9 protein-coding genes are annotated in these 15,832 nt (G+C 47.5%); 2 read left to right on the top strand and 7 right to left on the bottom strand.

The window, feature by feature from the left end:
* The first annotated feature begins 73 nt into the window (after positions 1 to 73).
* On the top strand, positions 74 to 2,656 hold the full coding sequence (locus J0L70_RS05600; RefSeq protein WP_287453489.1) for a cyclic nucleotide-binding domain-containing protein: 2,583 nt from the start codon (positions 74 to 76) through the stop codon (positions 2,654 to 2,656).
* Between the two features lie 138 nt (positions 2,657 to 2,794).
* Here J0L70_RS05600 and J0L70_RS05605 read toward each other — a convergent pair whose 3' ends face one another.
* The gene (locus J0L70_RS05605; RefSeq protein ID WP_287453490.1) at positions 2,795 to 3,928 is read right to left on the bottom strand and encodes a hypothetical protein; all 1,134 of its coding nucleotides are present in this window, start codon (positions 3,926 to 3,928) and stop codon (positions 2,795 to 2,797) included.
* Positions 3,929 to 4,313: 385 nt separating this feature from the next.
* On the opposite strand from J0L70_RS05605, the gene nrdJ reads away from it, so the two are divergent.
* Entirely contained in the window at positions 4,314 to 6,644 is a 2,331-nt protein-coding gene (nrdJ, locus tag J0L70_RS05610; protein ID WP_287453492.1) for a ribonucleoside-triphosphate reductase, adenosylcobalamin-dependent, read from the top strand.
* Between the two features lie 293 nt (positions 6,645 to 6,937).
* Here nrdJ and J0L70_RS05615 read toward each other — a convergent pair whose 3' ends face one another.
* The 6 genes from J0L70_RS05615 to J0L70_RS05640 form a co-directional block, all read right to left on the bottom strand.
* Positions 6,938 to 9,457: a type IV pilus secretin family protein gene (locus tag J0L70_RS05615; protein WP_287453493.1), complete on the bottom strand. Its 2,520-nt coding sequence runs from the start codon at positions 9,455 to 9,457 to the stop codon at positions 6,938 to 6,940.
* Between the two features lie 51 nt (positions 9,458 to 9,508).
* Positions 9,509 to 10,387 (bottom strand): hypothetical protein, encoded by an 879-nt coding sequence (locus J0L70_RS05620; protein WP_017289396.1) that lies wholly within the window; start codon positions 10,385 to 10,387, stop codon positions 9,509 to 9,511.
* On the bottom strand, positions 10,384 to 11,274 hold the full coding sequence (locus J0L70_RS05625; protein WP_017289397.1) for a PilN domain-containing protein: 891 nt from the start codon (positions 11,272 to 11,274) through the stop codon (positions 10,384 to 10,386). The genes J0L70_RS05620 and J0L70_RS05625 overlap by 4 nt, the downstream gene beginning before the upstream one ends.
* Complete coding sequence (pilM, locus tag J0L70_RS05630; protein WP_017289398.1) at positions 11,275 to 12,366, bottom strand: type IV pilus assembly protein PilM; 1,092 nt, start codon at positions 12,364 to 12,366, stop codon at positions 11,275 to 11,277. It abuts the gene before it with no gap.
* A gap of 570 nt (positions 12,367 to 12,936) precedes the next feature.
* The gene (locus J0L70_RS05635) at positions 12,937 to 13,806 is read right to left on the bottom strand and encodes a 6-carboxytetrahydropterin synthase (RefSeq protein ID WP_287453494.1); all 870 of its coding nucleotides are present in this window, start codon (positions 13,804 to 13,806) and stop codon (positions 12,937 to 12,939) included.
* Between the two features lie 84 nt (positions 13,807 to 13,890).
* Complete coding sequence (locus tag J0L70_RS05640) at positions 13,891 to 15,741, bottom strand: ArsA family ATPase (protein WP_287453495.1); 1,851 nt, start codon at positions 15,739 to 15,741, stop codon at positions 13,891 to 13,893.
* Between the last annotated feature and the right edge of the window lie 91 nt (positions 15,742 to 15,832).

Raw genomic sequence — 15,832 nt, forward strand, 5'->3', positions numbered from 1 at the left:
ATTTAAGAAGGGCGGAACACTGAGTTCTTCTGAAGAAAGCTATCAACAGTTCTCTATTGAATGGAGCGACCTAATGTTTGCACAACTGCCAGAACGTCAAATGCACGTCATTCGATGGGTTCTTACGATCGGGTGGCTTCTTGTTATTGCCTCTCTGTTTTATGACCCTTGGACTCCAGCCTTGACAGAACAAAGTCATCCTTGGAGTCCATTGCGCCTGACTGGAGAATGTGTGCAAGTTCAAGGAACCTGTATTGCTGAAGCACCTTACGCGATCGGAGCCATCTTATTTTGGGGGGCGATCGTTCCTGCTGGAATTTTTATCCTGCTTGTGTTTGGACACGAACTCTGGCGGCGCATCTGTCCGCTGAGTTTTCTCTCTCAAATTCCACGTGCCCTGGGTTGGCAGCGTCAGTTCAAACGGGAAAATCAGAAAACAGGGAAAGTCCGCTATGAGTTAGCAAAGGTCAATTCTGATTCGTGGCTCGGTCGGAACTATCTTTATGTACAATTTGGCTGGCTGTTTGTAGGACTGTGTGGACGAATTCTGTTCTTTAATGCCGATCGCTTCGTTTTGGGCTTATGGCTGGTCTTTACCATCATTGCTGCGATCGCAGTTGGCTATTTCTATAGCGGCAAATCTTGGTGTCAGTACTTTTGTCCGATGGCTCCGGTACAGACTGTTTTTAGTGAGCCGAGAGGACTACTTGGCAGTAAAGCGCACATGAGTGATAGCCAAATTACGCAATCGATGTGTCGGACAGTCGAGACCGATGGCAAAGAAAAAAGTGCGTGTGTTGCCTGTCAAAGCCCTTGTCTTGACATTGACTCTGAGCGAACTTACTGGGATGGCTTGAATAAGCCGGAAGAATCATTGATTCGATATGGCTATGTTGGATTAGTGATCGGTTACTTTGTTTACTACTATCTCTATGCGGGTAATTGGGACTATTACTTTTCTGGAGCATGGAATCGTGATGCTGATCAGCTTGCATCTTTGATGAGTCCTGGGCTGTACTTGAACGGGCAACCCCTTCCAATCCCTAAGATTTTGGCAGTTCCTCTCGTCTTAGGTGCATCGACTACGATCGCTTATTTCATGGGGCGATTGATCGAGCACCGTCTCAAATCTCAACTCAAGCTGCATCCTGATATCATTCAGCATCGCATTTTTGTAATTTGTACATTCGGTGTTTTTAACTTTTTCTTCTTTTTTGCAGGTCGTCCTTTACTGCGACTGATGCCATACTGGGTGCAAGCGAGTTTTGATATTGCGATCGTTTTTCTCAGTACACTGTGGTTACAACAGGCTTGGCGACGGAGTTCTGATCTCTATTCACGTGAGAATTTAGCGAGTCGCTTCCGCAAGCAGTTAGCAAAATTACAGATTGATGTTTCGCAGTATCTAGAGGGACGATCGCTCGATGATCTGCATACTAACGAAGTGTATGTTCTTGCGAAAATTCTGCCCGGTTTCACCCGTGAGAAACGCCATGAAGCTTACAAAGGTGTCGTGAAAGAGGCATTAGAAGAAGGGTATGTGAACTACTCTAGTAGCTTAGAAGTCTTAAAGCAAATGCGGCAAGAGTTGGGCGTTTCCGATGATGAACACCGTGAAGTGCTAGAAGAATTGGGAATTGAAGATCCAGAGATTTTAAATCCAAATCGTCAGCGATCGCTCGAAAACCAAATCCGATTAACAGGCTATCAAAAATCGCTTGAACGCTTGATGCGGCTTCAACAGCAAGATGGTGCAACAATTCGCACACTCAATCAACAATACTCAATTAGCCAACAAGAGGAAGATTGGATTCAGAGCGGTCTTTCTCCAGAAGCAGATCAGAAACTAGCAGGTTTGCAGGCGCGATTGTCCGAATGGATCGAATGCGATCGAGCTTTGAATCATCCGATGCTTCAAAGTCAGGCAGCAGTGCTCAAAGTCCTCAAAGACACGGTTCAGCGCAAACAGGAGTTAATCGTCGTAGAGTTAAGGAAGCAGAATTCAGATGCGACTTCAGTACAACCGAATTCAGCAGAAATCTCAACTCAAGATACGATCAGCTACTTAGAGCTGTTGCTTTCACATTACAATCCAATTGTTCAAGCAGCCACCCTTTTTGCGATCGCTCAATTGAATGGTGATCGCGTGCAATCGTTGGCGCACAAGCTTCCTGATCATCCTCTTGTTCAAGACACTGCGAAACAACTCCCATCTTCAGATCTCAGACAGCTCCCGACGCTTGAGAAGTTAGTTTATTTATCAAACAGTGATTTCTTCCACCGAATTCAGTCTCAAACTTTAATCGAGATTGAGCAGCGCTCCCAAGTCAAGCCGTATTCAAAAGGAGAGGTGATCACAGAGACAGGCGATACTTGCCGCGAATTGCTTCTACTGCTAGAAGGTGCAGCAGGAATTCACTACTCATCCGAGAACGGAGTTCGGGTTGAGCATTTGCATCCTGGGCAGATTTTAGATGAGTTAGAGGTGCTGACGCATAGCAATTCCGAAAATACGATCGTTGCAGAAAGCGAAGTGACCCGCATCCTTGCTATTCCAATCGATGCGATCGATGATTTACTCGATCGTGATCCTGATTTTGCTCGACGCATTTTAGAGCTAGAGAGCCGCCAACTTCAGCGACTTGTACGAGCTTAAACCTCAAGGAAGCTCAGCAATTGCGATCGCGATCGCGGTTTCACGATTCGACTTCTAGGTGATGAGAATTCATCAGCAGTTTCGGATCAGCATCATTGAGACATGCGATCGCGGCAATTTCAGGGTGATCCTAAAAATCTAATTGGCAGGAGGTGTGACCGAAGCAGTTGATCTCTCAGGAACTTTAAACTTAAGCTCATACACCAGAAGATAGGCTTGAGCTTTATTTCTATCGTTCTCTGCTTTTGCCGCTTCGTATTTCTGGATCAGATCGACGACTTTCTCTGGAGTTGCATTGGCTCGAACAATTTCTTCTGCCTTCTGATTCAAAAGCCCATAGCCAGTACTTGCAAGAAGCTGAGGCTTGTCTAACAGTTTGCCGTCTTTGTCCACAAGTACCGCGATCGCAGCAGGATGTTGACGTTCTTGATAATTTTGCAGCACAAAACCATCAGGAAAAGGAACTTCTTGAATCGGATCGTCAGGCTTTCTCAGCAGAATCCGCTCCCACACCAATCCTTTGTCTTTCAGAGATTGCGTAAAGTTTTGGGAATTGACAGCAATGTCTTGGTTTGTCGTGCCTTGAGGATTGTAGCGCGTCAGTGCGAGAAGTTGATCGGTACGGGTTTGCGGAACGGGTGTAGGCGGTGTAGAAGGTTGCGGTTGCTCAGACTGATTGGGGGTTCCAGGCGGAACTGGAGTCGTACCTCGTGCCACTTCAGCCGGATTCGCCTCAGTTAGCCCTGAAGGAGATTGTGGGTTCGTTGGGGCAGGAGTTTCGGGAGGAGTTGTGGGCTTGGTTTGAGGAGGAGTTGGAGGCTGTTGAAGCGCTTGAAATTTTCTGATGCGTTCTCGAATCGCATCAATCTCTGCTTGCGTCAGACTTCTACCCAGGTTGCGCCGCTGCGGAAGCGGAGAAGAAGGAATCGGCAGCGGCGTGAGATCAGGAAGCGTGTAGAGGGGATTTGGAACTGGGGGAATCGTCTGTCCAGTTTGAGGAAGTTGAATTTTGCTGTTAGCAGTGTTCGGGATAGCAGGAAGTCCAAGACGGGACGTTGAAGCTTGAGGAGCGCTGCTGCTCTGAGGAGGTTCGAGCAGACGGACGCGGCGAATCTCGGACTGCGCGGGGTCTGGGGAGGAAGTAAAAGCAGGCAGAGTCGCAAACAGGATCAGATGTGCGCCCACAGAGCCGAGCATCGCCAACGCCGCAGGTTGCTGGAGGGTTTCGGGGAGGTCGCGGAGAAAGTTGGAGAAGGCAGAAGAAGACATCATATGCAGTCGGGGTTCAGCGATCGAGCATGTGGGACTATCTCAGCATTTTAGGACAGCGATCGAACAATCGAGTGTCAGGTTTGTGAAATGGAAACGAAAACTATTCTCTTTTACAACAGATTAATGATTTGACCAGGATTGTTTAACGCCAAATCATAGACAAAACCTTAGACGGAAGCAAGGTCGCATCCGATTGTATAGAACAAATATACGATCGAGGAAATTCCTGCTACGCTAATTTAGTACGCTCGAACTAAGAAAAAATGATCCACTTTCGAGAAAGATGGTGTAGAGTAGATCGCTATTAGACAAAACGCTATATATGGCGTTGCTCATCTCTTTAAATTCAATTCAGGACGCTAGACCTAGACAAAGGGAGTTTCGCATGGTTCAAGATATCGCACGCCCAATAGGGTCGTCTGGCTCTGATTTGCCAGAGTTTGACTCAAAGAACAGTCAATTTCCGGCTTCGGCTCCTGCCGCAAATCCGGTTTTTTACCGAACCTATAGCCGCAAGCTGAGCGAAACTCGTCGCGAGTCTTGGGCACAAGTCAGCCAGCGGACAATCCAAGGACTCGCTGACCTTGGCAATTTTACCCCAGAAGAGCAAGAATTGATCGAACAGATGCAGCGATCGCTGCACTGTTTGCCGTCGGGTCGGTGGCTCTGGGTCGGTGGAACAAATTGGATTGCCAAACCAGAAAATTTCTCAGGATCGTACAACTGTACGAGTACGAATCTGATCGACTGGCGCGCCTTTGGTCTGATGATGGATCTTGCCATGATGGGCAGTGGAACAGGGGCAATATTAGAACCGAAATATACCGATCGTTTACCTGCCATTCGCAATCGCTTGAATGTGACTGTAACCCGCGAAATTGGCGAAGTAGCGGACTTTTTAAGAGAAGAAGCAACCGCGCTTGAGATCAACGGCAATCAAGTCACGATTCAAGTGGGTGATAGTCGTCAAGGTTGGGTGAAGTCCTATCAGAGTTTGCTAGAACTCTCAACCGATGAGCGGTTTACAGGCGATGTCGAAGTCTCGATCGATTTAGGTCATGTCCGTCCCGCAGGTGAAAGATTGAAAGGATTTGGGGGCGTTGCGAATCCGATCAAATTACCTGAACTCTATGCACGTTGTGCCAAAGTTCTCAATCGCGCACTCGGTCGCAAGCTTAGCCCAATTGAATGCTGCTTACTGATTGATGAAGCTGCCGCTTGTGTTGTTGCTGGTAACATTCGACGATCTGCCGGGATGCGTCAAGGCAGCAGTGAAGATGCTGAGTTTGCTGGTGCAAAAGACAACCTCTGGCAGCAAGATGAGCAAGGAAACTGGCGAATTGATCCCGATCGTGACGTGCTCCGCATGGCAAATCACACTCGGGTTTATCACCACAAGCCAACCTTAGAAGAATGTGTAGAAGCAGTTCGCAAGCAGTTCTATTCGGGCGAAGGTGCGATTCAGTATGCTCCAGAAGCAATTGCTCGATCGAATGCTGATATTCTGACTACTCCCGAATTAAAATCCGAGTTTCTTCGGGCGTATGAAGCAGGCAATGGGCAGCAATGGATTCAAGCCAAACATCCAAACATGCCGCTCAAGGAACTTGAGCATCGGTTGGGACGGTACGGGCTGAATCCATGTGGAGAAATTCTTGGTGAGGACTTCCACTGTAACTTGTCTGAGGTTCACCTGAATCAGATTGATCCGCTGGACTACGAAGCTCAAGAGCAGGCATTTACAGCAGGCGCACTTTCAGTTGCAGCTTTGCTCAATCACCGATTTGCTGAGCCTCGCTATCAGTATTCGCGAGAAGTAGATCCGATCGTTGGAGTTTCCTTCACCGGACTGTTTGACTTCTTTGTGAATGCATTCGGAACAGAGTGGTTGCGCTGGTGGGAAGCAGGTAGACCCGATACTTTGACTGGAATGCAGTTCAAAGAGCGCGAAAAAGAATATCTATCGCGCTGGAAAGAGATTGTGCATCGAGTAGTCGGTGAGTACTGCGATCGCCAAGGGATTCGTCGCCCGAATCGTTGTACCACGGTTCAACCTGCTGGAACAAAATCTTTGTTAACAGGTGCGAGTTCAGGTTGGCATCCGCCCAAAGCTCAGCGCTTTATTCGACGCATTACTTTCCGGAAGAATGATCCGGTTGCACTGGCGTGTTTGGATTATGGATACAGCATTGTTCCGTCTCAGTCCGATAAGGATGAAAACGGCAATTTGTTGAATGATCCATTTGATCCACGGTGTACAGAATGGCTAGTTGAGATTCCCGTGGAAGTGCCTTGGGCAAACATTCCAGGAGCCGACCAGATTGAGATTGAGAAGTTCTCGGCTCTCGCTCAAATGGACTTCTATCTCCAAGTTCAGAAATACTATACTGCTCACAATACCAGCGCTACGATCGAGCTTCGAGAAGATGAAGTAGAAGGATTAGCACATCGGATTCATCAAGCGATCGAAAACGATGAAGGCTACATTAGTGCAGCGTTACTAGCGCGCTTTGATGCTCCTTTCCCTCGCTTACCGTTTGAGAAAATCGATCAAGCGACCTATCAGAAATTGCAAGCTGAAGTGTTAGAACGTCGATCGACCGATGACTTCTATGCAGCTTTGGTACGACATGATGGTGGTGACTTGATTGAAGCAGGCCCAGCAGGATGTGATTCTGATAAGTGTCTGTTCTCTGAGACAAAGAAAGAATCTTAGCTTGAGTATTGATAGATAGAACTGAGCCTCCAGGATACTCTGGAGGCTTTTTTGATCAACTCAAATTGCGTGATGGGAAAGCGATCGCATAATATTTGCCTAGTTGCTGTGATGCTAGTGCATAGTGTTGATCATTGACTAACCTTCAATCCGAATGATTTCACAGCGATCGCAAATCTCCGCATTGTTCATCCGCAAACGATCGCATAAAAAAACCAGAGTTCAGTCTTTACTGAACTCTGGTATTGAGTGAACATTTTCAGTGAGATCAGATTACGTATCGCACCATCTGATTAGCGACTTTCTTGCTGTTGCAAGAACTGACGCACTTCTCTACCTGGAACATAACCATAACCGAAAGAAGCCTGATCGCCATCATCAATGACTTGTGGAGTGACCATCACCACAACTTCCTGACGAGTGTTGTTGCGGTTCGTGCTTCTAAACAATGCTCCGAGTAACGGCAGATCTCCTAGGATAGGAACCTTCGTGACAGAAGCTCGATCGGTCTCTTGAATGATTCCAGAAAGAATCAGCGTTTGTCCATCGCGGACTCGAATCGCACCCGACTCAACACTCCGACCGCTGATCAGCGTAATCGGACCTTGAGGCGAATTGACTGCATTAGAAGGCGCAGAAATGACAGGGTTCACGCGCAACGTAACGAAACCATTGTCATCAATACGATCGACAATCAGATTCAGAATCAAACCTGCTTCCCGGATGATTGGCTCATTCGTTTCAGTACTCTGCGTTCCATTCACCTGAGAATTTCTTCTAAATCCGCTGAAGACTTCTTGCGTCAGCCGAACCGTCGAGCGCTCTCCATCTTGAACAACAACCGTTGGAGAAGCAAGAATCTTTGCGTTACCACTTGTAACCTGAGATTGCAAGCGAGCTAAGAATTGGGTTGGAAACTGAAATAAAGATGGTAGAGCACCAGTAACCGTTCCAAATGCTCCCGGTGTAACGGTTACAGTCGGAGGGGAACCATTTGTCCCAGGAGTTCTAGTAATTACAGTTGGTGTTGCTGTGGTTGCTTCAGTGATCCCTGCTTGAAATGGATCAGACGAAATCCCAGCGCGCTGACTGTACCAGTTTCCATCTCGAATGCTGAGAGGCGGTGGATTCTCAGTAACCTGATCTCCATTGATGATTCTTGTGCCTGGGGCGGTGTTCGCAATAGTAACAGGTTGACCATTCAGATCATAGAAGATGTTAGCACCTGAATAAGGATTATCGATCGTCGGACGACCTGTCAAACTACCTGCTGCTTCTGCATTCGTTGCTGGTCGCGTCGAGCCGAAGTTAAAGACGGCTGCTCCTCGATCGACGTTAAAGAAATTGTTGCCAATCCCAAACGAGAAACTCGTGTTGAAGTCTTCGGTCTTCAGCAAGTTAACATCTACAATTTTCACATTCAGTGCAACCTGGCGCTTACGGGCATCAAGTTGACCCAAAAGGCGAGTTGCAACTTCAACTTTACGAGGTGAACCCGTCAACGTAATCGAATTTAATCGATCGTTCGAGGAAACAGCGAGTCCGCGTAATACGAGTGGTGCGCTGCCTTCTGTTGCTCTGAGAGACAAAATCGTAGGAGTGCGAGTTTCGATCGTTCGTGCTGCTGCACCTTCTCCGATCGTCTGAATTTGCACCTGCTCAAAAGGACGCTGTGTTTCTGCCCCTTGTGTCGTTAAAAAGGCTGAAGCATCTGCAACTGAAACCTGGTTGAGCCGAATCGTGCGGGTGATGATATTGCGCGCATCATCCGGCAAGCGAGGACCAACAAAGATGGTTCGTCCTACTCGATTCACATCGAGTGCTGCACATGCACCACCACCATTTGCGCCTGCTGCTGGTCCTGCATTTGCAACCGGAATACAAGCAACTCGCAACACATAGTTGAACACGTCCTGAACCGCTTCGTTCTGGATATCCAAAGAAATCGTAGGTCCATTGGGTCTTGCAGCCTGTCCTGCTCCTGCTGCTCCTGCACCAGATTCGCTATAAGCCAAGTTCAGATTCGCTGCCCGTGCTAGCAAAGAAAGCACTTCCCGAACGGGTGCATCTCTCAAGACCAATCGTGGAATTCGTTCATTCGTTCCCAGGTCAATGGTCGTCGGAGACGCATCAATTTGTGACACCGCTTGATCGCCGACAGGAGGAGCAACTGCTCGTCTCATCAGAGGCGGAGTCGGGGCAACTGGAACCGTTGGCTGAGCTTGACTCGGAACTTGCGCGCTCGGCACAAATGGAGTCACCGGAGTCGTCGAAGTCGGTCTTGCTTGCGCGATCGCAGTTCCGGGTAACGATGTCGAAGGCGCTGCTTGAGCCATCGGAGCAGGCGGAACATTCAACGGAACCGCAGCAGTCGGAGCATTCGCTGGAACACTCGCAGGAGCATCCGGCGCACTGCCACCCCCCGCACCCGACACATTCAAGATCACACCTTGAGCATTGCGGCTCGCAATTTGCCCGATCGGTGCAGTTGTTGTTCCCACAACCGTTACCTGCACCCCATTCGCACCCGAAGGAACTACAGAAACTTGAGCAATTCCAGGCGCAGGATTTGCCTGACGGAAGGGTTGGCTAATTTGAGCATTAAAAACGTAAGCATTCCAAGTATTGCCTTGATTGACATTGAAAACTTGAGGCGCTTTTCCACCTTGGGTTTCTAGGATCACATCAAAGCCAGCACCATTCGGATTGATGCGAACATTAGTGACTTGCGTCGGATTCGCAGATGCAGCTTGACCACTGAATAAGGCAACGGTCGCGGCAGTTGCTAGACTGATTGCTCGAAGCTCTTTCACGAGTTAACACTCCTCTTGGGGGTAAATAGGAAATAAAGGTTCAATCTTTAGCTATTTCGCCGGAGTTAAAGGCGGAACAGCTTGCAGTGCCTTACGATCAGCATCGGTCAACGGCAACAGCGCATCCATCTCGAATGTGGTTGCAATCTGGTTGTCCGGTTGGCAGTTCGTCAAGTAGCGAATCGTGCCATCCGGCTGAATCTCATACAACCCTTCGGAAATCTTGTTATCGATCACTTTGACATCGAGATTGCGAATCAGCAGTAACGGCTGAAGTCGCTCGATCGTTCTAAAAATCGATTGAGTCTGATTAAAGTTACCTCGGATATCAATACTGATCGATTGCCGCTTTAACTTCCCGTTAATCGGTGTGCCGAGTGAACCATCGCTAATCACCACAGCACCTTTCTCATCCGGCTTAAACCGCTTGAGTTTGGCTTCAGCGACTAAATCTCCAAACTTATCTTTAAACTCTTGAGCACCACCCGGAGTCGCAAACAACTGCTGCACATACACTGGGCAAGCATTGAGCTTGGTATTTGTCGCAGCTAGTAAACCTGCATTATTTCTTTCAATCAGTTGATTGAGATCGAGCAGCAAGGTATTCAACGTTTTTTCACTCGCAAACAAGCCATAGACCTGATCGCGCTTTTGCTTGGCTTTTGCTAATTGATCCTTTGCATTCTGAATCTGTTTCCGGATTTCTCCTTGCTGTTCAAGCTGTTCGGTCTTCTCTCTAACGCTGCTATTTAAGGATTGATTCGTCTCCCAAGCAGGCATGACCAGATAAGAGACGATGCCACCTGCTGCAACAAGCCCGAGCACTCCTAACAACACTCCGCCAATTGCTGGAGTAAAAGTAACTCCAAACGCAGTCGGATAGCTTGGAGAATTCTCCAACTCCGATTCCGTCATAAAATCAGTCGTCATGGCTTCTTCGCTCCATTCTTTTCAGTCGCATCAGGTTTAGCAGGTGCTTTGGGGGTCGTCGAAATCACACCGCGTTCTTTCAAAGATTCAATCCGAGTCACAAGACCCACTGCCCCTTTACGATCGAGTTCTCGAATCAGTTCCGAAGCAGGCACATCGTTAATCGCGGCTGAAATGACAAATTGCACTTTTCTCGGCAAGCGGGGCGGCTTAATCTCACCTTCGCGCTTCAGCCCAGGAAAATCGGGTAATTGCAGCGTTTTCTCCTCACCCAACTCCGCACTGACCACTTTAGTTGCTTCTGCTTTCAAGAAGTTCGACTGTTGTAACGTCAACAAGAAATCATTGACATCATTCATCGAATTCGCCAGCCCTCTGATTTCGATCTGCCCAGAAACTGGAGGTTTTGCTGCTGCTGCCGGAGTTCCTGCTGCTGGGGCGGCTGGAGCAGGTTGAGCCTGATTGATCTCGACTTTCTGCTGAGTAATCGATGCCAGTTGAATACTCGAAGGCAAGCGATCGCGAATATCCTGGGTCATCGCTGACCAAGGCTTGATTTGGTTAAAGACCGATGCGAGTGCCTGGGCTTCTTCTTCGACCTGTTTCGTCTCCGCTTGAATCGATGAGAGATTCTTCTTCTCAGTTTCTAAATTACCGAGTTGAGTATCGAGATCCGCTTGCTGACGTTCTAAGTCGCCATTGCGCAAGGTGAGAATCCCGAAGAGGACACCTGCAAGCACTGGGAAAAAGATCAGTGCCGCAAACCCAAAATATAAAGGACGCTTTTCTTCAGGTGAACCTGTCGGTTTTGGACGACCGACACTCCGTCGCTTATCGGGCTTAATATCCGGTCTATCGTTGAGAAAATTGACATCTAAACTGTACATTTACCACGCCTCCCGCAGTCCTAAACCCAGCACGACACCCAGACCTGGACGGAGATTGACTGGAATATCCTCGCCACTGATCGATAGGGCTGAGATCGGATCGATTAAGTTACAAGGCAAGCTCAATCGCTGGGTAAAGAACTCGTCAATCTGTCCGATTGCGGCTCCAGGTCCTGCTAACATCAATTGAGCAATTTCTAAGTTTTCGCCTTGATTCAGGTAAAAATCAATCGATCGCCGCAGTTCATCTCCTAGCTCGCCCAACACTCGCAGCATGGCTGCTGCACCCGGATTGCCACCTGGACGATTAGAATCAGCCGTTGGAATCGTCATACCTTGCAGCAGGTCAATGTTGCGCGAAGGCGGTAAATTCATCGCACGAGAGAGTGCAGATTGAATTTGATAAGTTCCGATCGGAACCGTTCGCGAGAATTGAGGCACACCATCTACTGTGATTGAGATTTCAGTGCTCTCGAATTCGATATCGACGATCGCAACAGCTTCTTGAGGAGCAAACTGCCGTAATTGTTCGCGAATCGTACGAATCAGTGAGAAACTGCTAACTTCTAAGACATCTATTTTCAGCCCTGCTTGCTGGAACGTATTGATATACGAATCCGTTACCTCTTTCCGAGTTGCAACCAGTAAGACTTGGACTTTCTCGATCCCATCTTCATCGATAAATAGCCCTAATTTCTGATAGTCTACGTCCGCTTCTTCCCGAGGGAATGGAAGATATAGACCCGCTTCTTGATTCAGCACCATTTCGCGCAGTTCTCGATCGTCGAGTTCTGCTGGAACGGGGATAATTCGAGTCACCGTATCACGTCCACCAGATACCGCAGTTGCCACCTGTTTCACTTTAATTTTGTGTTCGGCTAACGCAGACTGAATGATCTCTGCCATGGCAGGCGGATCGGTGATTTGTCCTTCATGAAAGACACCTTCAGGAATGGGAACGGTTGCATAAGTGCCAAGCCGAAATCCTTGCCCCTGCTTGCGAAGTACCGCAATGTTGAGGCGATCGGCGGCTAACTCAATGCCAACCCCCTTTGACTGTTTTGAGAATAAACTCTTGATACCGTTAACCACAGTTTTGTTAGCCCGCTATTGAGTGAATGAGTGACAGGTTTCGCAATAAAAATATTGCAAGTTTGCTGCTGTTTGGGTGCTGAACTCGACTCAGAAAATTCTGGGTAATCATACGGAAAACAACAGGAAAAATCTGCTATTTTATGAATGATTGAGTTCAACAAACATCTGGTGTAACGAATTTAGACTGCCCAGGTTTTTACAAGAATAAACATCTCAATCCAAAAAGTTAAAAATCCTGAAAGCCCAGTATTTACGGTACTTTTAAGCAATGAAAATGGAGCAGTTTTAGATAAGAAACTACTCTAATTTGATCAGTTTGATGTAATTGTTTCTTTGCTTTTCGCGCACATGAGAGATCGCATTTCGCAATCCTAAAAAGGTGTTGTTTCAATCAGTTCAGCGTCGATACTTAGACCTCCTCTGTATGATTAGAGACACCTATTTGTGCATACTACACGCGATTTGAAAAATGGCACGACTAATTTTTAAGACATAGAATTTATACGGAAACAGCCGATCGTTGAAACCACGATCGGCTGTTTTTGCTGAGAAACAAATTGTGTGAGATTATGCACCTGCAAATGCAGGTTCGCGCATTAACAGGGGCATCACATCACTGACAGAAGCACCGAACACTTCACAAGAATTATTCGGGCTTTCAATCAGCTTCACTTTATAGAGGCGTGCCCCAATTTGCTGAATGGGATCTTCTAGTAAGTCGCGAATATGCACGGCAATATTTTCCGCAGTCGGCACAACTTTCTCAAAGTAAGGAATATCTTTGTTCAGAAACGTATGATCAAATGGCTCAACCACATAGTCATCTACTGCTTTCTGAAAGGCGACGAGATCAGCAATCATTCCGGTGCGGGGGTCGATTTCGCCTTTGATCGTGACTTCTAAATGATAGTTATGACCATGACCATTCGGACGAGCGCACTTGCCGTAGATTTCGCAGTTTTGCTCAAAACTCAAATCAGGACGAGCGAGACGATGAGCCGCACTAAAGTGAGTGCTAATGGTGAGATAGGCTTCCATGTTGTTTCCTAGATAATCTGCCCAGAGTTCAGGATGTTCGTAGAGCCGGATATTGACGATCGGTAAATGCGATTCCAGCCTTTTCCAAATCGATCGAGCAATATTTTCGGTGGTGGGAAGAGTCTGTTGAAACTCAGGCCACGCATCATTTAAGTAAGAGAAGTCAAGCTGACTGGTCACTTCTTGCCGGATGACATGCTTAACATCAGACAAGTTTAGAACCATGCCGTATTCGTCTAAATCTCCCAACATGGAGACATACAGCACATAGTTGTGTCCATGTCCGGGAGATCGAGTACATGCCCCAAAGCGTTCAATATTCTCCGCTTCGCTGAGTTCCGGCAGATAGTACCGATGACTTGCCGAAAATTGGGCACGGCGATCGATAATACATTTCATAGAGTCTTGGAGAAAGGGTTAAGCGTTCAGTTTAAAAAACTTCACACTATTCTTAGGATACGACTTTCATCGGCGTTTTGGATTTTAGATTTGGGATTGTGGATTGAAAGAAACGAGTGAAGCAATAGAGTTGGGCGCGATCAGCCATTCTGAAATCTTTTCGATTTGAGCCATTGGAGCAAGATCACTGGGCGCGTTGGGAAGATTCACAACTGTTTTACCAGCGAATTCTTCTAATCTTTGAGTTGCGCGATTATTGACGATAAACCGCTGATGAATCTGCAATGGTTCGAGCGATCGCACTAAGCGCTCGGTTTCGGCAAAAATCGTCGATCGTGCCTGAACCACGCCAATAAATTCGGTATGCTCAGCGTTTTGAAGCTGTTTGTGAGTCTTGATAATTCGCAGTCTTAACGTGCGTAAGCGGCTCATCAGTTCAGTATGTCCCGCGACGTTCTGATATTTCAGCCAGAGCTTAAAAATCCAGGTGAGCCAATCCGTTAACACAGACGGCATTTCGAGAAAGCGCAAGAGATGCCCAGTCGGAGCTGTATCGAGAATGATCAGATCTTGTGCATTCGATTCCAGCAGTTCCATAACTTCGAGGAGCGCGAGCATTTCATCAATGCCCGGAAGGGCTTGAGCCATGATTTTGCGCCATGCTTCTGGCGTGTAAGCAATTTGCAGCGATTCATCTTGAGTTTTGCCACTCATCATGTCCGCTAATTCCCAAAGATACTCTTCCCGAAAGCGATCGAGTAAGGTTCGAGCATCGACTTCTTGAGCGCTGAGGTTGGGAAGAATGTCAGTTGGCTCATGTCCAAGCTGAGTGCCAAAAGCATCGCCCAAGGAATGAGCCGGATCGATCGAGATGACTCGAATTTTTCGATCCGGATGCTGCCGAGAAAGATTGAGCGCGATCGCGGCTGCAACTGTCGTTTTACCCACCCCTCCTTTTCCGCCGACCAGAATTAACTTACGCTGTTCTAGGATGAAATCGGGAAGAGACTGAGACGGTGCAATTGGAATCGCTGAAGGGACGAATTCTGAATGAGTTGTAATTAAGCGATCAAGGGCTGCAATTCCAATCGGTTCCTGAGACTGTTGTGAGAATGTCAGCACCGGATCTGCAATCTCTTGAAACTTGCGAACCAATTCCTCCCGTTCAGCGTGAACTTGATTGAGGAACACTCCGCCAAAAGGAATTTTAAGCGCTTCTAGAGCTTTGATTAATCTCTGAGATTCCAGCAAACTGAGCCATTCTGCGATCGCGACAACAAAACAAGCAGATCTTGCTGAATCTTGAAGTAATTGGCGACCGTCGGTTAAATCTCGGCGCATCGATTCTAGAAAGCGATCGACTTCATCCGGTGTGTAGCGACCTGTAAAAGCCTCGCTCATTGTTCGATGCTTGAGCTGAAAGAGTTCGAGAGCCGATAAAAACTCTTCGAGAAACTCCATCAGATTAAACAGTGCCAGCGTATGACCGCTTGGAGCCATATCCACTACGATCCGATCCACAACGCGATCGCGCAATAATCGCTGAATTTCAAGAATCCCCATCAATTCATCTAAGCCCGACCAGCCCAATTCCCAAACTGACGCTAAATCACCTTGCCCAACAAAGCTGCCTCGCTCGACTAATCGCTCTAGAATCTCCCCATATTCCGCTTTGAAGTCTTTTAGCAGCAATTCAGCATCCAATGCCCTGACGCTTAAATTCGGCAAGCTCTCGATGGTTTGAGCCGTATTGCTAACTTCCATCTGCAAAACATCACCTAAAGAGTGAGCCGGATCAGTGGAAAGCAGCAAAATACGATCGTTAGGAAACTGTTTTGCCCAGCGACAAGCAAATGCGCTTGATAGTGTCGATTTCCCAACACCGCCTTTACCGCTAAACATTGCCAGATGGAGAGAATCAAACGAATTCAACATAGTTCTGCGATCGAGTTTGGGCACAATCCTTGTACTGAATGAATTCGAGTTTGGTGCAAATTCTTGGGAGATTCTCTTCAGTGCAGAAACT

The organism is Leptolyngbya sp. UWPOB_LEPTO1 (assembly GCF_017302695.1).
In the GTDB taxonomy this organism is placed as follows: Bacteria; Cyanobacteriota; Cyanobacteriia; order Leptolyngbyales; family Leptolyngbyaceae; genus Leptolyngbya; species Leptolyngbya boryana.

Bases quoted from the DNA above. Each gene is read 5' to 3' on its own strand.
- J0L70_RS05600 (WP_287453489.1), top strand. From the start codon at position 74: ATGTTTGCACAACTGCCAGAACGTCAAATGCACGTCATTCGATGGGTT.
- J0L70_RS05605 (WP_287453490.1), bottom strand. From the start codon at position 3,928: ATGATGTCTTCTTCTGCCTTCTCCAACTTTCTCCGCGACCTCCCCGAA.
- nrdJ (WP_287453492.1), top strand. From the start codon at position 4,314: ATGGTTCAAGATATCGCACGCCCAATAGGGTCGTCTGGCTCTGATTTG.
- J0L70_RS05620 (WP_017289396.1), bottom strand. From the start codon at position 10,387: ATGACGACTGATTTTATGACGGAATCGGAGTTGGAGAATTCTCCAAGC.
- J0L70_RS05625 (WP_017289397.1), bottom strand. From the start codon at position 11,274: ATGTACAGTTTAGATGTCAATTTTCTCAACGATAGACCGGATATTAAG.
- J0L70_RS05635 (WP_287453494.1), bottom strand. From the start codon at position 13,806: ATGAAATGTATTATCGATCGCCGTGCCCAATTTTCGGCAAGTCATCGG.
- J0L70_RS05640 (WP_287453495.1), bottom strand. From the start codon at position 15,741: ATGTTGAATTCGTTTGATTCTCTCCATCTGGCAATGTTTAGCGGTAAA.